Origin of the sequence: Shewanella sp. BJSY2023SW001, assembly GCF_047314685.1 — a bacterium.
Lineage (GTDB): Bacteria > Pseudomonadota > Gammaproteobacteria > Enterobacterales > Shewanellaceae > Shewanella > Shewanella indica.
In genome coordinates, this window is record NZ_JBKORF010000062.1 from 1 (window position 1) to 24,695 (window position 24,695).

26 protein-coding genes and 1 pseudogene are annotated in these 24,695 nt (G+C 52.1%); 18 read left to right on the top strand and 9 right to left on the bottom strand.

Annotated features, from left to right (window positions below; all coding sequences use genetic code 11):
* The first annotated feature begins 888 nt into the window (after nucleotides 1-888).
* The 5 genes from ACMHXH_RS14035 (at nucleotide 889) to ACMHXH_RS14055 (ending at nucleotide 4,408) form a co-directional block, all read left to right on the top strand.
* Nucleotides 889-1,443 carry a hypothetical protein gene (locus ACMHXH_RS14035; protein ID WP_233962736.1) on the top strand — a complete coding sequence of 185 codons (555 nt, stop codon included), beginning with the start codon at nucleotides 889-891 and terminating at the stop codon, nucleotides 1,441-1,443.
* A gap of 149 nt (nucleotides 1,444-1,592) precedes the next feature.
* A complete protein-coding gene (locus ACMHXH_RS14040; protein ID WP_101095935.1) occupies nucleotides 1,593-2,147 on the top strand; it encodes a hypothetical protein in 555 nt (184 codons plus the stop codon).
* Nucleotides 2,147-3,151: a DUF262 domain-containing protein gene (locus ACMHXH_RS14045; RefSeq protein WP_101095934.1), complete on the top strand. Its 1,005-nt coding sequence runs from the start codon at nucleotides 2,147-2,149 to the stop codon at nucleotides 3,149-3,151. The genes ACMHXH_RS14040 and ACMHXH_RS14045 overlap by 1 nt, the downstream gene beginning before the upstream one ends.
* A gap of 451 nt (nucleotides 3,152-3,602) precedes the next feature.
* A complete protein-coding gene (locus ACMHXH_RS14050; protein ID WP_152608406.1) occupies nucleotides 3,603-4,025 on the top strand; it encodes a hypothetical protein in 423 nt (140 codons plus the stop codon).
* A 92-nt stretch (nucleotides 4,026-4,117) separates the two neighbouring features.
* Entirely contained in the window at nucleotides 4,118-4,408 is a 291-nt protein-coding gene (locus ACMHXH_RS14055; protein ID WP_039034289.1) for a hypothetical protein, read from the top strand.
* 1,411 nt (nucleotides 4,409-5,819) lie between these two features.
* Here the strand turns inward: ACMHXH_RS14055 and ACMHXH_RS14060 are convergent.
* The 3 genes from ACMHXH_RS14060 to lolB all read right to left on the bottom strand — a co-directional run bounded on the left by ACMHXH_RS14060 (nucleotide 5,820) and on the right by lolB (nucleotide 8,392).
* Nucleotides 5,820-6,767 carry a ribose-phosphate pyrophosphokinase gene (locus ACMHXH_RS14060; protein ID WP_028779717.1) on the bottom strand — a complete coding sequence of 316 codons (948 nt, stop codon included), beginning with the start codon at nucleotides 6,765-6,767 and terminating at the stop codon, nucleotides 5,820-5,822.
* Between the two features lie 78 nt (nucleotides 6,768-6,845).
* Nucleotides 6,846-7,724, bottom strand: coding sequence for a 4-(cytidine 5'-diphospho)-2-C-methyl-D-erythritol kinase (gene ispE / locus ACMHXH_RS14065; protein WP_039034288.1), 879 nt, complete (start codon nucleotides 7,722-7,724; stop codon nucleotides 6,846-6,848).
* Nucleotides 7,721-8,392 carry a lipoprotein insertase outer membrane protein LolB gene (gene lolB / locus ACMHXH_RS14070; RefSeq protein ID WP_335912916.1) on the bottom strand — a complete coding sequence of 224 codons (672 nt, stop codon included), beginning with the start codon at nucleotides 8,390-8,392 and terminating at the stop codon, nucleotides 7,721-7,723. The genes ispE and lolB overlap by 4 nt, the downstream gene beginning before the upstream one ends.
* A gap of 237 nt (nucleotides 8,393-8,629) precedes the next feature.
* Between lolB and hemA the strand changes: the two genes are divergently transcribed.
* The 8 genes and pseudogenes from hemA to ACMHXH_RS14110 form a co-directional block, all read left to right on the top strand.
* Nucleotides 8,630-9,880 carry a glutamyl-tRNA reductase gene (hemA, locus tag ACMHXH_RS14075; RefSeq protein ID WP_039034337.1) on the top strand — a complete coding sequence of 417 codons (1,251 nt, stop codon included), beginning with the start codon at nucleotides 8,630-8,632 and terminating at the stop codon, nucleotides 9,878-9,880.
* A gap of 14 nt (nucleotides 9,881-9,894) precedes the next feature.
* Entirely contained in the window at nucleotides 9,895-10,980 is a 1,086-nt protein-coding gene (prfA, locus tag ACMHXH_RS14080; RefSeq protein ID WP_039034287.1) for a peptide chain release factor 1, read from the top strand.
* An 11-nt stretch (nucleotides 10,981-10,991) separates the two neighbouring features.
* Nucleotides 10,992-11,837, top strand: a complete 846-nt coding sequence (prmC, locus tag ACMHXH_RS14085) for a peptide chain release factor N(5)-glutamine methyltransferase (protein WP_101095932.1) — start codon at nucleotides 10,992-10,994, stop codon at nucleotides 11,835-11,837.
* A gap of 156 nt (nucleotides 11,838-11,993) precedes the next feature.
* A complete protein-coding gene (locus ACMHXH_RS14090; protein WP_039034285.1) occupies nucleotides 11,994-12,389 on the top strand; it encodes a SirB2 family protein in 396 nt (131 codons plus the stop codon).
* Nucleotides 12,389-13,180 (top strand): tetratricopeptide repeat protein, encoded by a 792-nt coding sequence (locus ACMHXH_RS14095; protein WP_335912915.1) that lies wholly within the window; start codon nucleotides 12,389-12,391, stop codon nucleotides 13,178-13,180. Before ACMHXH_RS14090 ends, ACMHXH_RS14095 begins: the two co-directional genes overlap by 1 nt.
* Nucleotides 13,181-13,259: 79 nt before the next feature.
* On the top strand, nucleotides 13,260-14,531 hold the full coding sequence (locus tag ACMHXH_RS14100; RefSeq protein WP_373297528.1) for a DUF819 domain-containing protein: 1,272 nt from the start codon (nucleotides 13,260-13,262) through the stop codon (nucleotides 14,529-14,531).
* Nucleotides 14,532-14,575: 44 nt separating this feature from the next.
* Nucleotides 14,576-15,424 carry a 3-deoxy-8-phosphooctulonate synthase gene (gene kdsA, locus ACMHXH_RS14105; RefSeq protein WP_039034283.1) on the top strand — a complete coding sequence of 283 codons (849 nt, stop codon included), beginning with the start codon at nucleotides 14,576-14,578 and terminating at the stop codon, nucleotides 15,422-15,424.
* A 152-nt stretch (nucleotides 15,425-15,576) separates the two neighbouring features.
* Nucleotides 15,577-16,026: pseudogene (locus ACMHXH_RS14110) on the top strand (EamA family transporter); the annotation flags it as partial.
* A gap of 1 nt (nucleotide 16,027) precedes the next feature.
* Here the strand turns inward: ACMHXH_RS14110 and ACMHXH_RS14115 are convergent.
* Together ACMHXH_RS14115 and ACMHXH_RS14120 are read right to left on the bottom strand one after the other, a co-directional pair.
* Nucleotides 16,028-16,954 carry a 2-dehydropantoate 2-reductase gene (locus ACMHXH_RS14115; protein ID WP_335912914.1) on the bottom strand — a complete coding sequence of 309 codons (927 nt, stop codon included), beginning with the start codon at nucleotides 16,952-16,954 and terminating at the stop codon, nucleotides 16,028-16,030.
* Nucleotides 16,955-16,958: 4 nt separating this feature from the next.
* Entirely contained in the window at nucleotides 16,959-17,318 is a 360-nt protein-coding gene (locus tag ACMHXH_RS14120; RefSeq protein ID WP_039034281.1) for a VanZ family protein, read from the bottom strand.
* 145 nt (nucleotides 17,319-17,463) lie between these two features.
* Here ACMHXH_RS14120 and ACMHXH_RS14125 point away from each other — a divergent pair, with 145 nt between their 5' ends.
* On the top strand, nucleotides 17,464-17,949 hold the full coding sequence (locus ACMHXH_RS14125; RefSeq protein ID WP_028779730.1) for a YajQ family cyclic di-GMP-binding protein: 486 nt from the start codon (nucleotides 17,464-17,466) through the stop codon (nucleotides 17,947-17,949).
* Here ACMHXH_RS14125 and ACMHXH_RS14130 read toward each other — a convergent pair.
* The 4 genes from ACMHXH_RS14130 to ACMHXH_RS14145 form a co-directional block, all read right to left on the bottom strand.
* Complete coding sequence (locus ACMHXH_RS14130) at nucleotides 17,946-19,631, bottom strand: MFS transporter (protein WP_335912913.1); 1,686 nt, start codon at nucleotides 19,629-19,631, stop codon at nucleotides 17,946-17,948. The genes ACMHXH_RS14125 and ACMHXH_RS14130 overlap by 4 nt on opposite strands.
* A gap of 161 nt (nucleotides 19,632-19,792) precedes the next feature.
* The gene (locus ACMHXH_RS14135) at nucleotides 19,793-20,113 is read right to left on the bottom strand and encodes a hypothetical protein (RefSeq protein ID WP_335912912.1); all 321 of its coding nucleotides are present in this window, start codon (nucleotides 20,111-20,113) and stop codon (nucleotides 19,793-19,795) included.
* Nucleotides 20,114-20,180: 67 nt separating this feature from the next.
* Nucleotides 20,181-20,765 (bottom strand): peptidylprolyl isomerase, encoded by a 585-nt coding sequence (locus ACMHXH_RS14140; protein ID WP_335912911.1) that lies wholly within the window; start codon nucleotides 20,763-20,765, stop codon nucleotides 20,181-20,183.
* 65 nt (nucleotides 20,766-20,830) lie between these two features.
* Nucleotides 20,831-21,397, bottom strand: a complete 567-nt coding sequence (locus ACMHXH_RS14145; protein WP_044734991.1) for a YajG family lipoprotein — start codon at nucleotides 21,395-21,397, stop codon at nucleotides 20,831-20,833.
* 340 nt (nucleotides 21,398-21,737) lie between these two features.
* On the opposite strand from ACMHXH_RS14145, the gene ACMHXH_RS14150 reads away from it, so the two are divergent.
* The 4 genes from ACMHXH_RS14150 to ACMHXH_RS14165 form a co-directional block, all read left to right on the top strand.
* Complete coding sequence (locus ACMHXH_RS14150; RefSeq protein ID WP_335912910.1) at nucleotides 21,738-22,799, top strand: DUF2804 domain-containing protein; 1,062 nt, start codon at nucleotides 21,738-21,740, stop codon at nucleotides 22,797-22,799.
* Between the two features lie 21 nt (nucleotides 22,800-22,820).
* Nucleotides 22,821-23,741, top strand: a complete 921-nt coding sequence (locus tag ACMHXH_RS14155; RefSeq protein WP_052248094.1) for a sterol desaturase family protein — start codon at nucleotides 22,821-22,823, stop codon at nucleotides 23,739-23,741.
* Nucleotides 23,741-24,391 (top strand): glutaredoxin 2, encoded by a 651-nt coding sequence (gene grxB / locus ACMHXH_RS14160; protein ID WP_039034278.1) that lies wholly within the window; start codon nucleotides 23,741-23,743, stop codon nucleotides 24,389-24,391. Before ACMHXH_RS14155 ends, grxB begins: the two co-directional genes overlap by 1 nt.
* Nucleotides 24,392-24,510: 119 nt before the next feature.
* A partial coding sequence (locus ACMHXH_RS14165) for a transposase domain-containing protein (protein WP_208167849.1) occupies nucleotides 24,511-24,695 on the top strand: 185 nt, incomplete at its 3' end.

The following is a 24,695-nucleotide window of genomic DNA, read 5'->3' on the forward strand; positions in this document are numbered from 1 at the left end:
TGGCGCAAATAACTACCGCTTCAGACGCTCATCCCTGATTCGACTGGCGCTGCTTCGGCATCCATGCCTCAGCCACGTTATTTGCGCCAACGGCTTTCGGCGACACCGAGGGGGGATTAGTGCAATTCTGTTAGCGCTGAGTAGCTTGAAATATCTGAAGAGTTTGCAGACATACACCTATTTTCCAGGCACAGGCGGGACTGTGACTGTTGAAAACGGGGAATAATGCAAACACCCAGCATTAGCTGGAGGAAGTCGCTTTGGTTTCAAACCCAGTCAATTCTGCTTCAAAAACAAACCAAATCAGTGTTTTATTGCCTTTGTCAAAACTTGACCTTTAGCTAATTGTTTTCACATTCAATGCTGGCTATTGTATAACTAATTCAACCGCTTAGTTTTAGTACTTCCTTAAGCTTAAGGCGAAAGCTGCAACACTTTTCCGATTTTAGCGGAATGCAGGGACGAACAGAGTTTGGACCCGTGCGGTGGTCATGGCTTTACTTAACGTTTTTTGTAAGGCCTGGGTTGTAGGGCCCTTGGTTTTAAGGCCCTTAGTTGCAGGGCTTGAAGTGCCCATGGCAAGCACCTCTGAGCTGATTTTTTATACAGTATTATTGGCGTTCCAGGAAAAATGCCGGAAATTTGCAGCTAAGTTTGCGCGTTATTTCTGTAACATTTTAGAAAATAACATTAAATTCATAACGTTAAAAAATACAGCTGGTAGATAATAGGTTTGGAAACCGCGCATGCGCGTTTAGCTGTAAGGGATATTAGGACTAAATTGCATTATATCCAGCTAATACAAACAGATAGCGATGCGCGTTGACACTCCTCCGAGGACTAAAACGCGCATGCGCACTATACAGCTGTTATGTTTTCGGAGGAAGTGTGAGAGTATTTATTGACCATAATATCTGGGATGAGTTAGCAAATCGCCAACTAGATTTAAACATTTGCTTTCCTGAAAATGAGTTTACTTTGTGCGTAACCAAGCATGGAAAATTCGAAGTACTACAAACTCCAGAAAATTGTGTCGAACTCAAGTCTTATATTAACAAGTACTTAGGTTCATTTGTGCAAGTGGATGCCAAATTTGGTTTTCATAATCCATCGTTACCAGACAACGAGCAAAGAGCCGGTGGCTTTGGTCGTTTAAGTTGCATAGAAGATGAAGCTTTCAGAAAAGAGCTCCAGAACAAATACGGCTCTACAGCTAAACGTAAAGAAAGTCAGATTCTTTATAAACAAGAGGCAGATATTGAATTGGGTGTCAGAGCACTCACGCATCCCGTTTTAACACTCGATATTAAAGCTGGACCTCTCAAGGATGCCTATGAACGCGGCGGTAAAGTAATTTTACTCAACAGGAAGTTGATCCGTACACTTTCAGATGATGAGTTTGTTGAGCATATTAAAAGTGCCTTAAATCAAGAACAAACATAACAAAGCGTTTAAGGCAGATTCGCAACGCCGGATGTTTTGGGTTTAAATCGGGTTAAGTGTTTACGGTGCTAAGGATTAGGTTAGGTGTTAGCGTTGCTCACTACTTAACGCGGCGTTAGCTCTCGGACGAATGGGACGGAAAGTATAGAATGATCGAGGAATTCAAGGCAGATCTTAAAAGCTTAAACAGCCTCCAAATCTACAGAAAGTACGTTCTCGGTGGAGATTGTCACCTCCTTGATAATCACCAGATGTTTGAAATTCGTGAAACTATCTGTGATAAGTTTGAAATAGATTTTACCGATGTGATTATGGTTGGGTCCGGCAAGTTAGGGTTTAGTATAAAGCCTTCAAGAAGGTTTGAAGTATTTAATGATGACTCTGATATAGATATTGCGATTGTATCAACAAAACTCTTTGAGCGCATTTGGCAAGAAGCTTATCTGTTTAAGAAGAGCGGAGCTGACTGGCCTTCATCAAACAATTTCTTCAAATATATTTCTGAAGGGTGGATACGTCCCGATAAACTTCCATCAAGTAGCTATTTTGAGTTTACAGATGAATGGTGGAAATTTTTCAATAGTTTAACCAGTAGCAACCGGTTCGGTCCTTTTAAGGTTCGCGGCGGTTTATACCATTCTCATTTCTTCTTACAAGAATACCAAACAATATGCATTGAACAGTGCATTCAGGAGGCATCTTAATGGATACTTCAGCTTCGAATCGGCGCCTTCGAGTGCTTCTGACTGGAATCGGCAACAAAACCCTTATTCCTCAGCCAGACTTCCAAAGACGGTTGGTCTGGACTAACAGGGATAAAATTGAATTTATCAAAACGGTCTTGGAGGGCTATCCTTTTCCCGAGATATATATCGCTGCTGGGAAAGTCGACCCTAAAACGGGTGAGGGCTCAGAAGTGCTTGTTGACGGCCAGCAGCGCATAACGACGTTATACCAGTATTTCAAAGGCTCACCAGATATCAAATTAGGTAGCAATTTACCCGCATATTCTGATCTTGATGAGGACAAACAGATTGCCTTTCTTGAATATAAGGTTGTTGTCAGAGATATGGGGAATATGGCCATCGAGCATATTAAAGAGGTATTCAAACGTATCAACTCGACAAGCTACGGACTGAATGCGATGGAACTGCACAATTCGCGTTTCGGTGGCGAATTCAAGCAGTTTGCTGAAGAGGTATCTAAGGCTGAAATTTTCGAACGCAAAAGGCTATTTACATCTACCGATATTAAACGGATGAATGATGTAAAATATTGTCTAGGCTTGATAATCACAATCATGACTACCTATTTCAATCGAGACAAGGAACTTGAAATTTATTTAGAAAAGTTCAACGAAGAGTTTCCAGAAAGAGACCGCTTAAATAGCGAGATCTCTACAGTTCTCGAATTCATAGATCGTCTGAACTTTGAAAGCAACTCCAGGGCGTTTAAAAAAGCCGACTTCTACACCTTGTTCGTCGAACTTCACAGAGCTATCGTAAAAAATGGTCTTTCTATAGACGTCAGCGTTTTGAGAGAACGGTTAGATAATTTCTACGAGCGGGTAGATCGCGTGGCATCTGGGGATCTTGGTGACGATAAAGAAGCACAGGAATACTACAATTCTGCGCTTCAAGCCAGTAACGACAGAAGTAGCCGTATCACTCGGAGCAAATCAATTTATCAGCTAATTCAAGGTTCATAAGCTAACAATGCAAAGCTGGGGGACGCCTAGCGTCGCCCCAGTTCGCGGCGTTATGCCACCGAGCATCAAAAAGGAGGCAACAGATGGCGATAGAGCCAGAAGCCACAGGGACCGGCCTCATAGATAACACAGAGCTTACTGGTCTTGTTTTAATAAGTTTATCGAATGAACGCAGGTTGGTTGGGATTGTGCCATGGTAATGCACAGTCTCAGCAGACTTATCAGAAACCCAGGCCACATCAGTGGTCTCCTTGTGTACGTCCAACCCGATAAAAAGTGTGTTAGCTTTAGACATGTCGGCCTCCTGTGATTGTTTGCCTATTGGATCAACAAACAGTGTGGCTCTGGTTTAACTAATCCACGAGAAAACACGGAGGCCGACACCTGCACAGGGAATCATTATGTCTAGGCATCTATGTTCAGTACAATGAATCAGCATAAGTATCTCGATATGATTGAGATACAAGAAACCTATAAAGACTGTCTCAGAATAGTAATAGCGGAGGCTGGTGTATCTGATGCGTCACCGGGAATAACATCAGAAGAAGAGCCAAATGAGGCACTGCGAGAGTTATTGAACACGAGCAAGCCCATAGAGGTAACCGACAGCAGTGCTCACTATGAAATCATCTTCGATGATTACATAGCATATGCAGTTACAAATGAAAGCTATGCTGGAGGCATCGAAGAAAAGTTCGAGGGTAGGCTTGCACGAGTTTACTCGGAGTCAGCGTTTCTAAACTATATTGGCCAAGGTACATTCGCTACAGCAGAGTATCCTGGCCCATTTGTTCACTATGGCTTTTGCTGCTTAAACCAAATCATAGATGTTGTTTCTGAAAGTCCTCCAACAGTGAAATTAATTAATGCCTAACAAGTCAATCAACTTCGCGCCTACGGCGCCGGACAGCTTACACTACGCTTCGCTTCATTCTAGCTGCCGGTTATTGGTGCGTTAACTGTCATATGAGCTTCAGAGAAGAATTGGAAAAAAAGTGGAAGATTACTATCGCTTTGTTGAGTGAGGCTCGTGCAGTTCTTTGTGAATGCCCGGGTGTTGGCAAATATATCGCCGAGTACGATGAATACCTTGATCACAACGAGCTAGAACTAGCACTGGATATGCTAGAAGAAGCAGCACTTGAGGCAACAAGCAAGCCTCCAGAAGAAATTTGGGTAAAGCTCAAAGATGCTGCAAAGTCTATGGGCTTAGAGGAACGCTGTGAATTCTATAATCAGCAAATACAAAACAGTTAACAAAATAAAAAAATAACAAAATCGCCTGTGCGAAAGGGCCGCTCTCGAACATCTTGCTCTTCACGGCATTCAGGCTTTCTGCCTATCCGCACCGCAGCTGATGGGTTACAACTTAGCTAGCCGCTAGGACCAAGCTCATTGGTGAGTTTTGGCTTAAAGCCATAAATAGCCGCTGTGCCAGCGGCGTAAAGTCGTGGTGTTCCACACCACACCGGGCAGGGGCTTTGCTTGTCCAAAGCCCCTTGCATCCCCAAGGACACCCCGACGTAGCCGAAATCCCCACTGGCTTATGAAGCAAATTGGCTACACTCAGGACTCGCCTCCTTGCTCGACCTTCGAGCCTCGACATCCCTGTCTCGGCTACGCCAATTTGCAACAACGCCAGCGGCGGCTCCGAAGGGGGAATTGGTGCAATTCTTCCCACACAGAGTCGTTTTAGGCTGCAGACATATGCCCATTTTCCAGGCACAGGTGGAACTGTGACCTTCCGAGCCAGGGATGGCGAGGCAGAGCTTACAGGGACGTACTCGCAGCGTGTCAGAGGATCGCCTGTGCATAAGCCTGCGGCAGGCAATGAGAAACATCCATTGCCGGAAGCCCAACCTATGTTATTTGGCCATTTTGAGCTGAAAGCCATGATAGCCGCTGTGCCAGCGGCCTAAAGTCGTGGAGCAAATGCATCCATGCACAAGGGCCAGTTCGCCATCCCTGGCTCTCGCTCGTAGTCAGTCGCTACGCGACACTCGCCAAACCACACCGGGCAAGAGGCTTTGCTTGTCCAAAGCCCCTTGCATCCACAAGGACACCCCGACGTAGCCGAAATCCCCGCTGGCTTATGAAGCGAATTGGCTACACTCAGGACTCGCCAAATGCATCCATGCATAAGGGCCAGCTCGCCTTCCTTGGCTCGCGCTCATAAGCTTGTTGCTTCGCAACATTCGCCTTGCTCTACCTTCGAGCCTCGACATCCCTGTCTCGGCTACGCCAATTTGCAACAACGCCAGCGGCGGCTCCGAAGGGGGATTAGTGCAACTCTGTTAGTCCTGAGTAGTTTGAAATATCTGAAGAGTTTGCAGACATACACCTCATTTCCAGGCACAGGTGGAACTGTGACCGTCGAAAACAGGGCCGAATTCTGTTCCCGACAAATTCGGCATTTTCTACGTCCATGTAGGTCAGATGTTTTCGTCGAGCGCCCAGGGATGGGTTCACAACAACTTCCCTGTTTAACGGCCAGCTCACCATCCCTGGCTCGCGCTCGAAAGCATGTTGCTGCGCAACTCTCGCCATGTCACAGGATCGCCTGTGCGAAAGGTACACCGCAGCTGATGGGCCATATAATGGCAACCCAGATATCAAGCATAAAAAAACGCACCCTAAGGTGCGTTTCTTGTTAACTCTGCATGTCAGCTTAGTGCTGGAACATGGCAGAGATAGATTCTTCGTTGCTGACGCGGCGGATAGCCTCGGCCAGTACCGCTGACATGGTCAGCTGGCTCACTTTGCCTGTCTTGAGCATTTCTGGGCTCAAAGGCACAGTGTCAGTGACGATGACTTCGTCGATCACTGAATTTACTATGTTGCTGGCGGCGTTACCGGAGAATACCGGGTGGGTCGCATAAGCAAAGACGCGGTTGGCGCCGTGTTCTTTCAGGGCTTCAGCAGCCTTACACAGAGTGCCACCTGTGTCGATCATGTCATCAACTATGATGCAGTCACGGCCTTGAACGTCACCTATGATGTGCATTACCTGAGCCACGTTGGCCTGTGGGCGACGCTTGTCGATGATCGCCAGATCTGAGTCGTCGAGCAGTTTGGCTACGGCGCGGGCGCGAACAACACCACCGATATCGGGGGAAACAACAACCGGGTTATCCAGCTTCTTGGCCAGCATATCTTCAAGCAGCACAGGGCTACCGAAGACGTTGTCTACCGGTACATCGAAGAAGCCCTGGATCTGCTCGGCGTGCAGGTCACAGGTCAGTACTCTGTCGACACCCACGCTGGAGAGGAAATCGGCAACCACTTTGGCGGTAATGGGTACACGGGCGCTGCGGACACGGCGGTCCTGACGGGCATAACCAAAGTAAGGGATAACGGCTGTGATACGGCCGGCTGACGCGCGGCGCAGGGCATCAACCATTACGATCAACTCCATCAGGTTGTCGTTGGTTGGTGCGCAGGTGGACTGAATGATAAACACATCAGCACCACGTACATTTTCGTTTATCTGGACACTGATTTCACCATCGCTGAAACGGCCTACCTCTGCGTCTCCGAGTTTACAAAAAAGACGGTCTGCTATCTTTTTGGCGAGACTGGGGGTAGCGTTCCCAGCAAAGAGCTTGATGTCGGGCACTGTAAGAACCTCAGGCGTTTGCTTTATTTTAGTGGCTGGGATAAAACGGTTGCAGCGCTTTATCCCGGAAGAAACTGTTCAGAGGCGAGCCAGTCGACTCTGAAGCGGCGATCTATTTATCCCTTTGGCAACAAAGCCTTTGAATGATGACGGCAGCTTTGCCAGACAATCGAGAGCTTGTTGCTGTTTTTCGAATTCCCCGAACACGCAGGCGCCGGTTCCGGTCATTCTGGACGGCGCATATTCTAGCAGCCAGGCCAAGGCCTTGGCAACTTGAGGGTAATGGCGACACACCAGTTCCTGACAATCGTTTTGCCAGGGGCTGCTCAGTAGTTGCTCCAGAGAGAGCTTGGGAGTATCTCTCGGTAAATCAGGGTCATGGAATACTTTTTCAGTGGAAACATGGGCCTCGGGAACCAATATCAGATACCAAGGTTCGGCCGGTTTCACCGGCTGAAGTTTTTCGCCGACCCCTTCGGCAAAGGCCGCCATGCCCTTAATGAAAACAGGAACATCTGCGCCGAGTTTTAAACCAATTTGTTCAAGTTCCGCTTCGCTCAGGCCGGTTTGCCACAGGGCATTGAGAGCCACCAGAGTCGTGGCTGCGTCCGACGACCCGCCTCCCAGACCGCCGCCCATGGGCAGCTTCTTGTCGAGCCAGATCTCGGCCCCCATTTCACAGCCACTGGCTTGCTGCAATGATTTTGCGGCCTTGAGAATTAAGTTATCGCTATCCGGGACAGCGGCGCCCAAATTGGAGTGCAGTTTGAGTTCGCCATTGGTGGTGACTTTAAAGTCCAACAGATCGCCATGGTCGAGAAACTGAAACAGGGTCTGTAGTTCATGGTAGCCGTCTTGGCGGCGGCCATTGATGTGCAAAAACAGGTTCAGCTTGGCCGGGGCCGGCCAGCCAAGCGAAAGACTATTGGGCTGGAGGTTTGGGTGATCGAGGCTCATGGCTGCTGGCTTTCCTTGGTGATGAGTGTGCTCTGGGCTTCGAGCGCCTGCCACTCGGTTAACTGGATCTTGAGTTCGAGTACGCCGCGATTGAGTTTGAGAAGGCGCGGAATATCGGCACCGCTTTGTTGCTGCCAACTGAGGTACTTCACCTGCCATGGCGGGTTAACGCTGCCATCTTCCAGGCTCTGGGGTTTACCGTCATTGTTTGTGAGCAGGAGTTCAGTGTCGGCGGCGCGGAGACCAAGCACCCAGCGGGGCAGGGCGTTAAGCGGAATACTCCAGCTGCTGAGGCCATCGAGTAAACGCTGCGGGTCACGGTTGCGGTAGACTTCGCCGTCCAGCTCCAAAAAGGCGCCATCCGGGCCGCTCTTCAGCAGCATCACACTGGTGCCCAACATGGTGGTGAGTCTCAGCTCTTCCGTCGTCGGGGTATGCAGCCAATAGAGATTAGTGCTGAATTTTTCCTCAGGAGTCTTTACCGCCAGCTTGCCTTTCAGCTCCCAGGCCTTGGCTTGGTTGGCGTGCTTGACTTGAGTCGCCTGCCAGCGGGTATCGGGCAAGCTGCTACAACCACCGAGCAACGTAAGGAGCAATAAGGGCAACAACAAGCGCAGTGCCGACAGAGGTGTAAAACAGGTTTTTGTGAAGTACTTCAAAATAATCATCTGTTGTTCACTGTGTAGGCCGCCTATGATACGAGGGCTTTGGCAGAATACCAATAAGCGTCGACCCCAGTGGTGTCGCCTTGTGGCTTTTGCCAGCACCTGTTCAGCTTAATTGATAAATTGGTTGAGAAGTTAGACCTTTATTCGGTTTTGTTAAGCGTATTCTGTTTTTAAGGTGGCCAATTCAGTAGAATGGCCGCATCCTACAGCGACGCCAAGAGTCCAGAACGAGTTCAGATGAGCCTTGTAGCAATTGGTATAAACCATAAAACCGCCACTGTTGACCTGCGTGAGAAAGTTGCCTTTGCCCCGGATAAGATCCATGACGCCATGCGCAGCCTGGCCAAGGAGACCCAGAGCGGGGAAGCCGTCATCGTTTCCACCTGTAACCGTACCGAGCTTTACTGCAATACAGAAAATGCCGAGCAGGTGGTGCGTTGGTTGGAAGACTATCATGGCCTGAGCCATGAAGAGGTGGCCCCTTGCCTTTACCAACACTGTGGTCAACCCGCGGTGCAACATTTAATGCGGGTCGCATCCGGGCTTGACTCTCTGGTGCTGGGCGAGCCGCAGATCCTCGGTCAGGTCAAACAGGCGTTTGCCAAGGCCAAGGAGTCAGGCACAGTAGCACTGACACTGGATCGCCTGTTCCAAAATACTTTTGCCGTGGCCAAGAAGGTGCGCACCGAAACGGAAATCGGTACTGCGGCTGTTTCGGTAGCTTTTGCCGCCGTCAGCATGGCCAAACATATCTTCTCTTCTCTGGCGACTACCAAGGTACTACTCATAGGTGCCGGTGAAACCATAGAACTGGTTGCCCGTCATCTGAAGGAAAACGGTGTGACCAGCATGGTGGTGGCCAACCGCACCATTTCCCGCGCCGAAGCCATGTGCGAAGAGTTTAATGCCCAGGCGATTACCCTGGAACAGATACCAGATTTTCTCCCCAAGGCCGATATCGTGATATCCTCTACCGCCAGTCCGCTGCCTATTCTGGGCAAGGGCATGGTAGAAAAAGCGCTGAAGCAGCGCCGCCATCAACCTATGTTATTGGTTGATATAGCGGTTCCCCGTGATATTGAGGCAGAAGTCGGTGATTTGGACGATGCCTTCCTCTACACGGTCGATGATCTGCAAAGCATAATCGAACAGAATATGGCCTCCCGTAGAGAGGCCGCCGAGCAAGCGGAAGTCATTGCCGAAGAGCATTCACACCAGTTTATGGAGTGGGTTCGTTCACTGGAATCGGTCGACAGCATTCGCGAATATCGTACCCAGAGCATGGCGATTAAAGATGAGTTGGTTGAACGGGCTATGAACAAGTTGGCACAGGGAGCAGACACAGAGCAGGTGCTGCTGGAACTGGCTAACCGCCTGACCAACAGACTGATCCATGCTCCGACCCAGGCCCTGACTGCTGCCAGTCGTCAGGGGGATCTCAATGCTTTGGGTCAATTGAGAACCGCGCTCGGCTTGGATAAACACTAAGGTTAGCGAGCTAAATGAAGGAATCCGTTATCCGCAAGCTGGAAGGCTTGCTTGAGCGTAATGAAGAAGTATTGGCCCTGCTCAGTGATGCAGGTGTCATAGCGGATCAGGACAGGTTCAGAGCCCTGTCACGGGAATATGCTCAGCTTGAAGATGTGGTCAAAGGCTTTAAGGCCTACCAGCAGGCGCAGGCGGATCTGCAAACCGCACAGGAGATGCTGGCCGAGGAAGATCCTGAGCTGAAAGAGATGGCTCAGGAAGAGATCAAGGCGGCCCGCGCTCAGTTGGAGCAGCTGGAAGGCGAGTTGCAAATTCTGCTGTTGCCCAAAGATCCCAATGATGCCAGCAACGCCTTTCTGGAAATCCGTGCCGGTGCAGGCGGTGATGAAGCGGCTATCTTTGCCGGCGATCTATTCCGTATGTACAGCCGTTATGCCGAGAGCCAGCGCTGGCAGGTCGAAGTCATGAGCGCCAGCGAAGGCGAGCATGGCGGTTTCAAAGAGGTGATAGCAAAAGTCAGCGGTGACGGTGTTTACGGCAAACTCAAGTTTGAGTCCGGTGGTCACAGGGTACAAAGGGTGCCGGAAACCGAATCCCAGGGGCGGGTGCATACCTCGGCCTGTACCGTGGCCGTTATGCACGAAGTGCCTGAGGCCCAGGCGGTGGAAATCAACCCGGCCGAGCTGCGTATCGACACCTTCCGTTCTTCCGGTGCCGGTGGTCAGCACGTTAACAAAACCGACTCGGCAATTCGTATTACCCACTTGCCCACAGGTTTGGTGGTGGAATGCCAGGATCAGCGCTCACAGCACAAGAACAAGGCTCAGGCCTTGAGCGTACTGGCGGCCCGTTTGCAGGCGGCTGAAGATGAAAAACGCCGCAGCGCCGAAGAATCTACCCGTCGCTCTCTGGTGGGCAGCGGTGACCGCTCAGAGCGGATCCGTACCTATAATTTCCCTCAGGGAAGGGTGAGCGACCACAGGATCAACCTGACACTGTATCGTCTCAACGAGGTGATGGAAGGAGACCTGGAGCAGCTGCTTGAGCCCTTGATGCAAGAGCATCAGGCTGACATGCTGGCGGCTCTGTCCGACGAATAAAAGGACTGTCTGTGACTAAACTCAATATTGCCGAGGCCCTGCAATGGGCCTCTTCTATGCTGGCCGCATCGTCCGAGTCTGCCCATGCAGATGCCGAAGCCCTGTTGCTGCATTGCTTGGGCAAGAGCCGCAGTTTTCTCTATACCTGGCCCGAAAGAAACTTATCGGCCGAACAACACAAGCAGTTCACCCAGATGGTGCAGCGTCGCAGCCAAGGTGTGCCTGTGGCTCATATTGTCGGTGAGCGCGAGTTCTGGTCACTGCCTTTTATCGTCAACGAATCCACCCTTATCCCGCGCCCGGATACTGAAATCCTGGTGGAAACCGCGCTCAATCTGCCGCTTTCAGATGATATCGCCGTGCTGGATCTCGGCACAGGTACCGGTGCTATTGCACTGGCGCTGGCCCATGAACGGCAAGGCTGGAGAGTGACTGCCGTCGATAAGGTCGAGGCCGCGGTGGCGCTGGCCTGTGCCAACCGGGATAACCTGAAGTTGCCACAGGTGGAGATCCTTCAGAGCGACTGGTTTTCGGCAGTTAAGGGACGCAAATTCCAACTGATTGTTTCCAACCCTCCCTATATCGAGGAGGATGATGAGCATCTTGAGATGGGCGATGTGCGCTTTGAACCTCGCAGCGCCTTGACCGCCGCCGATCAGGGCTTTGCCGACCTATTCCATATCGCAGCCCATGCCAGGGAGCACTTGCTGCCGGGCGGTTATCTGCTGCTGGAGCATGGTTATGCCCAAGCGGTGAAACTCAGGGAGAAACTTGCCGAGCTCGGTTATCAACAGGTGGCCACAGTGCGTGATTTTGGCTCCAATGAAAGATGTACTCTGGGTTTGTGGCCCGGTTGAGTCTCTGTGCCCGGGAGTCACGTCCGGGCTTGAAAACCGCGAATATCGTCCCCACTTCCTGCCTTAATTCTGCCTTTTCGACAGCGGCTTGGCCTTGGTGCTGAGCACTGCGATAGGGTACACTGTCGCCTTTGTTCACCTACAGATAGCTATCCGATGGAAACTTTTTACAGCCTGTATCCGGCAGTTAAACACCTGCACATGACTCTAATCGCCGTCAGCGTATTGCTGTTCATTGTGCGTTTCGTGCTTAAGCTGCGTCAGTCAGCCATTATGGACAAGAAACTGCTGAAGGTAGGTCCCCATGTGATCGATACTTTCCTGCTGCTGTCCGGATTGATTCTGTGTTTTATGATTAAGCAGTATCCCTTCGTTGATCCTTGGATGACGGAGAAGATAGGCGCAGTGGTCGCTTACATACTGCTGGGCGTGATGGCGCTTAAGTCTAATCGGAATCTGATCTTCCGGATCTTTGCCTTCCTCGGTGCTCTGGGCTGGGTGGTTTATGCGGCAAAACTGGCACACTTCAAACAAGCGGTAATTCTGGGGTAATGCAACAATATTCTCTTAAGCAAGACGAACTCTCTCTGCCCGAGTCGGCATTTGAGCTTTGCCAACATCTGGGTTTTGGCCTGGCCAAACAGGCTAACTGGGCCTGGCTGGAACTGTCCGGCTCAGTGCTCAGCCATTATCTGGTGGATCAGCAGCGGCGCTTTCAGGCGCTGCTGGACTGGTTTTACAAGGACCTGGGGTTTGGCCCCAGGGAAGATTATTTTTCCCGGCAGGCGGCCGATCTGGGCCAGTGTATTCTCAGCCGCCAGGGGAACAGCACCACATTGGCAACTGTGCTTATGTTGCTGGGCAGACAGCTGGACTTGAAATTCGACCCTGTGCTGCTGCCGGGCACCACAGTGCTGGCCTGCCACGTGGCCGGTGAACTCATCTATCTCGATCCGCTTCAGGGGGAGCGTCTCAGCAAAGAGCGCTTGCATGCCCTGGTTCGCGGCGAGCTTGGGAACAGTGCGCCGCTAAAAGCGTCTTACCTCAAGCCGGTTGGCACCCAGAGGCTGATGACCCGCATGCTGCATGAACTCAAGGCGGGCGCCATAGTTGCCCATGAGTTTGAAGTCGCGATGGAGTGCTGTAATTTGCTACTTGAATGGCATGCCGACGATCTCAGCCTGCATCGGGAGCGCGCCTTTATTGCCCAGCAACTGGGGGCGATTCATGTCGCCAGCGCCGACCTGCAGTATTTTGTCGACAATAGCCCGCACGACCCTGTGGTCGAGTTGGTGAAGATGCAACTCAGAGAATTGGGAGACGACCCTCAGACCTTTCATTGAACCTGCCCGCGAGGGCAGTGATAAAAATATAAATATTAAAATAAAACAATAAATTGCAATCGCAAGGGAGATAGGACCTATGAGCAGTACCTCACAGGCGGCCACTGAGATGACCGCGCTGGTGACCAATGACGCCACCGCGCTCGGTATTCTGGCCGCCATTCTCGGCTTCGTTTTTTATACCAACAGCAGCAGCCATCCTTTCTGGCAGAAGTTTTACCGCTTCATTCCGGCTTTGCTGTTGTGTTACTTCCTGCCATCCTTGCTCAATACCTTTGGGATTGTCGATGGCAGCAGCTCCAAACTTTACTATGTGGCGTCCCGTTATCTGTTGCCGGCCTGTTTGGTATTGCTGATCTTGAGTGTCGATATCAAAGCCATTTTGGGATTGGGTCCCAAGGCGGTAGTGATGTTTTTGACCGGCACTATGGGCATTGTCATCGGGGGCCCGATTGCCCTGCTTATCATGTCGGCAATCGACCCGACATTGACCGCTGGTCACGGCCCGGACGCGGTCTGGCGCGGCATGACCACACTCGCCGGCAGCTGGATTGGCGGCGGTGCCAACCAGGCGGCGATGAAAGAGATTTATGAAGTGGGCGGCAATATCTTCTCCGTGATGGTCACTGTCGATGTGATAGTCGCCAACATCTGGATGGCCGTGCTGCTGTTTATGGCATCCAGGGCCAAGGAGATAGATGCCAAGACAGGTGCAGATACCAGCGCCATTGAAAGCCTCAAGGCCAAGGTGGAACAGTATCATGCCGAAAATGCCCGCATTCCCAGCCTGCGCGACATCATGCTGATAGTGGCTGTGGGCTTTGGTATTACAGGTCTGGCCCATGTCGGCGCCGATCTGCTGGCTCCCTGGTTTGCGACCAACTATCCCTGGACCGAGCAATACAGTCTGACCTCCGGATTCTTCTGGCTGGTAGTGATAGTGACCACCATAGGTTTGCTGCTGTCATTCAGCCCGGCCCGTCATTTGGAAGCGGCCGGCGCCTCCAAGATAGCCTCGGCTTACCTCTACATACTGGTGGCTACAATCGGTTTGCATATGGATGTATCCCAAATTATGGATACGCCGATTTACTTCCTGGTGGGTATTATCTGGATGTTGGTGCATTCGGGATTGATGCTGCTGGTGGCCAAGCTTATCCGTGCGCCGCTGTTTTATATGGCGGTGGGCAGCCAGGCCAACGTTGGCGGCGCGGCGTCTGCGCCCGTAGTGGCTGCGGCCTTCCACCCGGCACTGGCACCCGTAGGTGTACTGCTGGCGGTATTCGGCTATGCTTTAGGCACTTATATGGCCTGGCTCTGTGGCCAGTTGCTGCAGGCCGTGGCCGGCTGATTTAAGTTAACGCCGCATGAGCGGCATTCAAGAGAGAAGTTGCGATGAGTAATAAAACCATACATCTGGGGGCTATCGAGATAGCCAATGACAAGCCCTTTGTGCTGTTCGGTGGCATGAATGTACTCGAGTCGCGGGACTTGGCGATGACCATTGCCGAAACCTACGCGGAAGTCACTCAGAAGCTGGGGATCCCTTATGTGTTCAAGGCCTCCTTCGACAAGGCCAACCGCTCATCCGTCAACTCCTATCGTGGCCCCGGCATGGAAGAAGGTTTGAAAATCTTCCAGGAGATCAAGGACACCTTCAAGCTGCCATTGATTACCGATGTGCATGAGCCTTACCAGTGTGCGCCTGTGGCCGAAGTGGTGGACATCATCCAGTTGCCGGCCTTTCTGGCGCGTCAGACAGATCTGGTGGTGGCCATGGCCAAGACAGGGGCTATCATCAATGTGAAAAAGCCTCAGTTCCTGGCGCCCCATGAGATGCGACACATCATCAAGAAATTCAACGAAGCGGGCAATGATGAGATCATTCTCTGCGAGCGTGGCAGCTGCTTTGGTTATAACAACCTGGTAGTGGACATGTTGGGCATGGATGAGATGAAGCAATCAGGCTACCCGGTGATCTTCGATGCCACCCATGCGCTGCAGCGCCCTGGCGGCCGTGAAGATTCTGCCGGTGGTCGTCGTGCCCAGGCAACCGAACTGGCCCGCAGCGGCATGGCGCTGGGACTGGCCGGGCTGTTTATTGAGGCACACCCGGACCCGGACAACGCCAAATGTGATGGCCCTTGTGCCTTGCCATTGCAGCAACTGGAAGGGTACCTGAGCCAGATGAAGGCCGTTGATGAGCTGGTGAAGTCTTTCCCGGCGCTGGATACCAGTCGCTGAGCCAAGCGCTTGGTTAACCTTACCTAAGCTGCTGAAAGCTGCACCTTTGGTTGAATAGCGAATCACTTAACTAGCGTGTTAGCCTTAAACGCCCGCGATTGCGGGCGTTTTTCATTGCAGTCATGGCTTGCGGTTCATCGGCAAGTATTCTCGGGCTCAAAGGCTTGTCCTTCAATACGCTGCTGCTGGGGTTGGGGTGCGGCAGCGCCTTGGCGCTGACTTCGCTCTGGGTTCGGGAAGCAAGCCTGGTGCTGGGCTTGCCGTTTCCTCACCGTGCCGCCTGGGTACTCTTGTTGGTTATTCTGTTGCAGACCTTGTTGTTGCTCGCCTGGCTTCTTATCAAAGATAAAGAGACCCTTAAAAAACTCTGGCACAGGCCCGGGTTGACCCTGGCCATCAGTATCAGTAGCTGTCTGGGCTCAATAGGTTGGTTCAGCGCCATGTCGCTCACGGCCGTGCCTTATGTGAAAACGCTCGGGCAGGTGGAAGTCTTCTTTATGATGCTGTTCTCCAGCCTTTGGCTCAAGCAGCGGGTCAAGGTCAAGGATATGGGCGGCCTGGTATTGATTGCCCTGGCCGCGGTATTGGTGCTTTGGGGATGATTTAGCCGTGTGGCTCCAATGCCTTTATCTGGGCCAGCAGTTCGCTGTTGATTGGCAGCGAGAGCCCATATTGCTCGGCGCGCTGTTGCAGGTAACCGTTGATATAGTCAATTTCCGTCTTGCGGCCGTGCTTGAGATCCTGATACATGGAGGAGTAGTTGGCGGCGGTTAGCCGTATCACTTCCTTGACTCTGGCGTGCAGCGCATCGAACGTCAGCGCTATGCCTTCCTGCTTGGCTACCTGTAACAGCTCATCGAGAATGGCGCAGATTGTTCCCTCAAACTCGGGGGCGGCCAGGGCACCGTTGTTGACTCTGTGAATGGCGGTCAGCGGATTGATAACGGCATTGACCGCCAGCTTTTGCCACAGGGCTTCGAGAATGGCATTGCTCCACTGACTGCCGGGAATAGCATTGAGCAGAGCGGTTTTCATCACCTCTGGCATGGGGGCGCCGATTAAGTCACCTATCTGGGTCAGGCCACTGCCGGTTTGGCGAATATGATTGCTGTTTAGTCTCAGCGCCGCCTGACTTGTCGTGCCCAGGCTCAGTGGCCGCTCATTCAGCTTGGCGGCCAGACTTTGATGAGGACCAAGTCCATTGTGCAGCAGCAGGATGCGACAATTCGGGTGAAGTCTTGGCAGCACAGGCTCCAGCGCCGCTTCAACCTGATAGGCTTTGACTGTGACCAGCAAGAGATCGAGCTGCTTGAGCTTGCTCGAGTCCTGCGCCAGGCACAGAAACGATGTTTGCAGACTCTGGTCGCCAAGCTCCAGGGTATAGACGTGTTCTTCGCCCTGCTGCGCCAATGGCAGGGTGTTGGCTGTTGGCAACACTCTGGGTAATAACCAAGGTTCAAGACCGGCTGCAGCCAGTTGCTGCGCCAGCAGTTGCCCTATGGCCCCAACGCCGAGGATCCCTATCTGCATCCCGTTACTCCTTCAGCATGGCGGCGCCAAAATACTTGCGATAGCCCCAGAGAGATACGTAGAAGAGTACGACTCCGGTCATATCGGCGACAAAGTCGGCCATATCGGCACTGCGGTAAGGCAGGCGGGATTGCACCATCTCTATCAGAATGCCGTAGCCGGCCAGGGTGGCAAACATTAAGTACCAGCGGGGGCGAAATGCCAGATAGGTCAGCCAGGCGAGGGCAAAGAAACTGCCGATATGGCCCACTTTATCCAGGTTAGGAATGCTCTGAGGGTAGTTAGGCTTGGAAAAAACCAGGTAGCTGATCACCGCCAGGGCAATCAACAAAGCAATTTTAAATAGCAGCTGTCGGTTAATCACAAATCACGCAGGGTTGGAAAGCTTGGCGAACATCATAGTCAAAATAAAGCCTGGCTGTCATCAGCAGACTTGGATTTATTCAGCTCGGCTTCAACTTAGGGTAGACTGGCGCTATTGGTTTGACTGATAAGTAAAAGGCGATGAAATGCCCTCATTCGATATAGTGTCAGAAGTAGATGCCGTTGAGCTGCGTAACGCAGTGGATAACAGCAAACGTGAATTGGATACCCGCTTCGATTTCCGTGGGGTGGAATTTGCGGTGGAGTATAAAGACTTTGTAGTGACCCTGTCGGCAGAGTCGGACTTTCAGTGCAATCAGATGGTGGATATTTTAAGAACCCAACTGAGCCGTCGTAATGTGGATCCCAAGGCGATGGAAGTGGATGAGAAGGCGATTCACAGCGGCAAGATGTTCTCTTTGAAGGTTAAGTTCAAACAAGGCATAGAGGCTGATGTGGCCAAGAAGCTGGTAAAACAGATCAAAGACAGCAAGATAAAGGTGCAGGCGCAAATCCAGGGCGACTCGGTACGGGTCACAGGCAAGAAGCGTGATGACTTGCAGGCTGTGATGGCGCTGGCCCGTAATGCCGAGCTGGGCCAGCCTTTCCAGTTCAATAATTTCCGCGACTAGTCGTTAATCTGCGACTTGAGCGTATCCTGAGCAGTATCAGCCCGCCTCGGCGGGCTGTTTTTTTGCACCAGCCAAATTAGCAGCAGCACGGGCAAGCCTATGATGCTGGCGCTGACAAAGAAATTTACATAGCCAAAGGCGTTGACCCAGGCGCCGGAGAAGCCGGCAATAAACTTGGGAAACAGTAACATCACCGAAGACAGCAGCGCATACTGAGTGGCACTGTAGCCACTGCTGGTGAGGCTGGAAAGGTAGGCGATAAAGGCCGCTGTGGCGATACCGCCGCTGAAGTTGTCCACCGAAATTGCCAGGGTCAGCAGTGGCACGTTGTAGCCCACCATGGCCTGCAGGGCGAACAACAGATTGGTGGTGGCCACCAGGAAGGCGCCGACATAGAGGATTTTTATGGTGCCGAAGCGTGCCAACAACACCCCGCCGAATGCCGAGCCCACCAGGGTCATTATCAGACCATAGACCTTGCTCAAGGTGGCTATCTCTTCCTTGCTGAAGCCCATATCCACATAGAAAACATTGGCCATGATCCCCATGACGATATCTGAGATCCGGTAGCAGGAGATCAGCATAAGGATCAGAATCGCGCTCTTGCCGTAGCGGCGAAAGAAATCGATAAAGGGCAGGGCCACGGCGCTGTAGAGCCAGGAGATAAAGGCGGCCATCCTATCTGTGCCGGCCTGGGTCAGCTGCTTGGCTTCCTGCTCTTGAATTGCCCTGTCTTTACTTTTGACGCCGAAGATCAGCAACCAGAGCAGCAGAGTGAGCCCCATAGTAGCCAGAGTAACCACATTTGTATTCAGGGCCTGACTCGGAAAGTAGGATTGCAGTACCTGGGTGAAAGGCTCGGCCAGGCTAAAACAGAAATATAGCCCCAGCAGCAGGAGCAGTAACTTGCCATGGCGCAGGATAAACAGGTTGGCCGGCGCGGCCCAGACAGAGAGTCTGGGTGCCAGGTTGGCCCTGAGTCTGTCTCTGAGAATGGCTTCCTCTTCCCCTATCGAACTGATATCCACCGCCGGCTCTTTGGCAAAAAGCGTTGCCAGTATGCCGATGCCCATCAAACCTGCCATTACCAGATAGGCGGTTTGCCAGCTCTGGAGATCGTAGCTTTCCGGCTCGGGAGAAACCCAGGCGGCGATAGTCAGTGAGCCTGCCGTGGCTATGATCATCGCGCTGCGATAGCCCACCTGATAGGCGGCGGCCAGTGCCGCCTGCATTTTCTCCGGCGCCGACTCGATACGAAAGGCATCGACCACTATGTCCTGGGTGGCGGAGGAAAAGGCCACCATCAGCGCAAACAGTGCCAGATGGGTGAGATCTTCCATGGGGTCGCTGCCGGCCATCCCCAAAATGGCGGCTATCAGTAATAGCTGGGAGAACAGCATCCAGCCGCGGCGACGGCCAAAAAGTTGGCTGAACAAAGGCAGGGGCATGCGATCGACCAGGGGGGACCAGGCCCACTTGAAGGCATAGATCAAGGCTACCCAACTGAAATAGCCGATGGCGGCCCTGTCTACCCCGGCTTCCCTGAGCCAGAAAGACAGGGTGGAGAATACCAGCATCAGCGGCAGGCCGGCGGAAAAACCGAGCAGCAATAAGATGAGTACCCGCTTATGGAAATAGATACTCAGGGCGTCTCGGGTGCTGGCAAAAAAAGATTGAGGCATGGCACGGCTTGGTGAGAGTCAAAGGCCTTAGAGTAAAAGCCTGCGCCTGCGACTTCAAGGCGTGCTTGGGTGTTTGCCCAATAAAAAATCCCCGGCAAAGCCGGGGATTGGTCGCCCGTGTCATTAAAGTGTCACCCGGGCGGGGTAGATTAACGTCTGTCTCAGGGCCTGACGCCGATACAGCCTTCGGGTATGGGGCCACCACAGAACAGGTATTCACAGCAGTCGTCCAGTTGCTGGCGCAAAAACTGGTTACCGCGCAATACCCAATCGGGCCATTTATCGAAGACGTACAACAAGTGCCAAAATACGCGTTCGACATCCGTTTGCGCTTCCCCCTGCAAGTTCAGCTGATGCCATTCTTCCAGGGTATCCCACAGATACAATCTGACTTCATTAAATTCCAGCTTGTCGCTCAAGAATGCTTTGCCGTAATGAGCCAGTTGGGGCGCTTTCACATCGATGAACTCTTCCGGGGTCATCAGATCGCCTCCTTATGTTTGCCAGGTTCAGTATAGACAGCTTTTTGATACTGAGCCGTGCCTGGGGTTAATTTCTGGGCAGAAGTGTGGCTTTCTTCAACAAAACTTGGGTAACCGGCACATCGGGCCAACCCAAGGTACTGTTGGTACCTGTCTCTACCAGCGCCATATTCTGCAGAACTTCAAGTCCTTGGCTGACTTCACCGAATACGGCATAGCCCCAGCGCCTGGAGGATGGGTCGAGCTTTTTGTTGTCGGCCACATTGAAGTAAAACTGGCGGGTGGCCGAATGGGGAGCATTCTCTCTGGCCATGGCTATAGTGCCTAGGCTGTTGGACAGGCCGTTGCCCGACTCATTGATTATCGGCTTGTCTGAAGGTAGTTCTTCATACTTGGGGCTGAGGCCGCCGCCCTGAACCACGAAATCGGCAATAATGCGGTGAAACAATGTGTTGTTGTAGTCGCCGCGCACCACATAGGTGAGAAAGTTGTCCACAGTAATGGGCGCTCGGGTGCGATCCAGCTCGACCACGATTTTGCCCATGCTGGTATCAAATTCCACTTGGGGGTAGAGATTGTCTTTTTGTATATCCAACGCCAGCGCCAGCTGACTGCTCAGCATCAATACGGCTGCGAGTATCCATCGGCTCATGACCAGATTCCTTATCATAGTGTTGCAGACGGGCCTGCCTGTGAGTTACCGACCGGCCCAATAAATTACTGCTGCAAAAAGCTGTGCAGCTCGGGGTCGTTGAGTATTTCGCCGCTCAACTGGGTGATCAGCTTGTTCATGTCCAGTTCCAGCGAGGCGAAGTCGGCACTGAATGGCCCCTTGAGCAGCCCCTTGGCCTTATAACGCTTGGTCAGGGTATGACTGCTGTTTTTCGCCAGCAGATTGATGCTGACATTGGTTTTGGCTTCAAAGCCGAAGCTGGATTCATCCACATCAGTGAGCAATTCAATCAGCTGCAACTGCACCTCTTTCCCACTGGCGGGATCGATTCGGTATCCGGCCTTGGCAAAACCTTGGCGGAATAGTTGCTCCAGTTGGGCCCTGGGTGGCTCCGCCGGGCTGACCAGACGTGCGGCTTTGCCATCTTCATTGAATCGCACAATAAAGTTGGCGGTGCGGGTATCCAGGGTTTGCAGCGCCAGAGCAGGCTCCAGCGAAGTCTGTGGTGTGACCGCAGGCAGTTCAGGGCTCAGGGCAATAAAGTTGGGGGTATGACTGGCGCAGCCAAAGAGCAGCGCCGACCCCAGCATCAAGGTAGCAAGCCGTTTCATAAAAATCCGAAGCTGTAAAAAGGTGGCATCAGGATAACCAGATTTGAGTTTGGCTTCCAGCATCTGCTTATGGCAGATAACCGACTTTGGTTCTGTAAGGGGGAGATTTTTGCGGGTTCTTTGCGCGTAGGCCGCCAAGGGGCAAACTCAAGTATTAATCCCGTGAAACAGCTAGTATAGATTATCAAGGGGTGTCTTTGTCAGTTAGCGTTTCTGAATGACATCGTAAACCAGATCGTATTCTGCAAGTGGTTTTTCATTTTTGTAACATTCAAGGCTTCAATCTCCGACGGCGACAGGGTAGAGTCAAGTTATTGCTCTAAAAACAGCTGTTGGGAATATGTTGGAATTGAAATCCGGGCCTTTGCCGACGACTCAATCAGGGGTTGCTACCCAGGCGGCGCCTGACTCTTTGATAGATGTTCACGGCCGGCCTCTGTTTGGGCATTTCGACGGCCCGCCGAAAAGCCTGGGATTGGCAGACTTTCAGCTGTTCAATGAGATGGACCGCAGGGTTTCACGCCTGAAACAGCGTTGCAGTTATAAGCAGTTTGAGTTTATTGGCCTTAACAGCCCCAGATGGATGCTGGGCGTTGCCTTGGCGGATATCGCCTATCTTGGCAGTGGTTTCTGTTATCTGTTTGATTTGCAGAGTCGTCGCATGTATCAGCAGAATCTGCTGCGGCCACCCGCTGGTTTTAACCTGAGCCGTTCGCCATGGCAGGGGGAGAGCCGTATGGGCGGCATTCACTTTCGGCGTGAGCAGGGACAATGGCAACTGAGTCTGGATCTTAAACTACAGGGAATGCCACTTGAGGGGGAACTGACCTTGACTCCCGAACCGCTCAGCTTGCCGATGGCGCTTTGCAGTCCAACCGGTTACAACGGTTGGACCTATACCCAAAAACACAATGCCCTCAAGGTCTCCGGCCAGTTGTCCTTTAATCATGAACCCCAGCCGCTGCTGCATGCCAGAGCCGGTTATGACTTTTCCGCAGGCTTTATGCGCCGGGAAACCAGTTGGCGCTGGGCCTCTATCAATGCCGATATTGATGGCAAGGGGGTGGGGCTAAACCTGGCGGCCGGAGTCAACGAGACCGGCTCTTGTGAAAACGTGCTCTGGGTTGATGGTGCCAGGCATTTGCTGTCGCCGGTGCATTTTGAGTTTGACCGCAGGGCAGCATCCGGCGGCCAATGGCGAGTTTGGTCTGAGCGCGGCGAGCTGGAGTTGGCATTTTCGCCCTTGGGGTGCCGCAGCGAAAGGCTCAATCTGGGGCTGCTTAAAAGCAATTTTCGCCAGTATACCGGGCTGTTTTCCGGTTGGGTCAAAGACTCCCGGGGCCAGCGCCATGAGCTGGTGCAGCAGAGCGGCCTGACAGAAGATCACTTTGCCAAATGGTGAGTTGGAATAAAAGGAATAAAAATGGATTTCAATTTACTTATTTCACATCCTGAATGGCTGCTGCTGGTATTGGCGCCGCTGTTCTTCATCTGTATGGCATTGGAGTGGTTTTTCGGTGACCGCCTCAGACGTTTACCCGAGAATGCCCGCTATCGGCCGGCGGAGGTTTTCTGTAACTTTGTGCTGGCAGGCATGCACCAGGGCGCCGATATTCTCACAGGGTTACTGCTGGCCAAACTTTATTTGTGGTTATTCGGCTGGCGTTTGTTCGACATTGAGATGAATGGCTGGACCTTTCTACTGCTGATGCTGGGGCAGGACTTTTGCTATTACTGGTTCCACCGGGCCAGCCACAGGTGCCGCTGGATGTGGGCCGCCCATGTAGTACACCATAGTTCGGAAAACATGAATTTTTCCACCGCCTTTCGTCAGAGCCTGATGTACCCATTGGCGGGCATGTGGCTGTTTTGGTTGCCCTTGGTGATCATAGGCTTCGACCCCAACTGGGTGGTATTTGTGGTGCTGCTTAATCTGGGACTGCAATTTTTTGTCCATACCCAGGCCATCAAACGTCTTGGGCCCTTGGAGTGGATATTCAACACTCCGTCCCACCACAGGGTGCACCACGGCCGTAATCCTCAGTACATAGATAAGAACTACGCCGGGGTGTTGATCATTTGGGATAGATTATTCGGCAGCTTCGAGCCGGAGCGGGAAACCGTGCGTTATGGTATTACCAAGCCGGTGAACAGCTTTAATCCTGTGACTGTCACCTTTGCCGAATGGCGCGATATGTTGGCGGAAGTGAGCCGCCCCGGGCTTAGTTTCAGGCAGCGTTGGCGTTTGCTGTTTGCGCCGCCGGCCAGTCAAGAGTTGCCCAGCTCCGGCCTCGGAGGATATGCTGATGGCCCTGACAGTTCCAAGGAAGCTAAGGAGTACTGATGAAGCTTTTTGTGTTTGACCATTGTCCTTATTGTGTCAAGGCTATGATGCTGGTGGGGCTTAAGGCGTTGCCGGTGGAGCGGGTCTATCTGCAAAACCATGATGTGGAGTCCAGAATAGCTATGGTCGGTGCCAATATGGTGCCCATTTTACAAAAAGCCGATGGCAGCTTTATGGCCGAGAGCCTGGATATCGTCAGTTATCTGGATAATCTGGATGGTAAGCCGGTTATTACGATTGCCAGCCAGGCCGATGCTGTCAGCCAATGGCAGGAGGCATCCGGTTATTTCAGCAGTCGCTTGCTCTATCCCCGCAGTGTGTTGCTCGGCCTGCCTGAATTTGGCTGCCAAGAGGCGATTGCCTGGTTTACCCAAAACAAGAGCGCCATGATAGAGATGTCTTTCGAGAAAGCGCTTGCGCAAACGGCCGATTATCTTGAGGGCCTGGCTAAGTGTTGGCCTCTGCTCGACTGGCTGCTATTGCCGTCGGAGCGGGGCAATAAGTTGAGTATTGATGATATCAACCTGTTCCCCGGTCTGAGAAACCTGACCATGGTCAAGGGGCTGGTATTCCCGGCCAGAGTGCGCGCCTATATCGAAGAGGTGGCGGCGCTGACTCAAATCGACTTGTACGACGACAGAGCCGTCTGAGCGCCTTCATCTGAGTCATACAACTACACCCAAAAAAAGACAGGCCAGTGCTGTAATGCCGATCAGTTAAGACAGATCGCTTGACGATCTCACTGAAAGGATCAAAATCCGATGACCCCATGTCATCGGATTTTTTTATGCAACTTTCAGAAGCTTTGGCGCGTACTCATATCAATCGTCTTACCGAATTCACCTGTCTGGCCGATGTACTTGAGCCTGAGTTAATTCAGTCGTGCCTTGATTCACATGGTGTTGCCAGTTTAAGGCGACGTAAGTTACCTATGGATGCCATGATTTGGGCGGT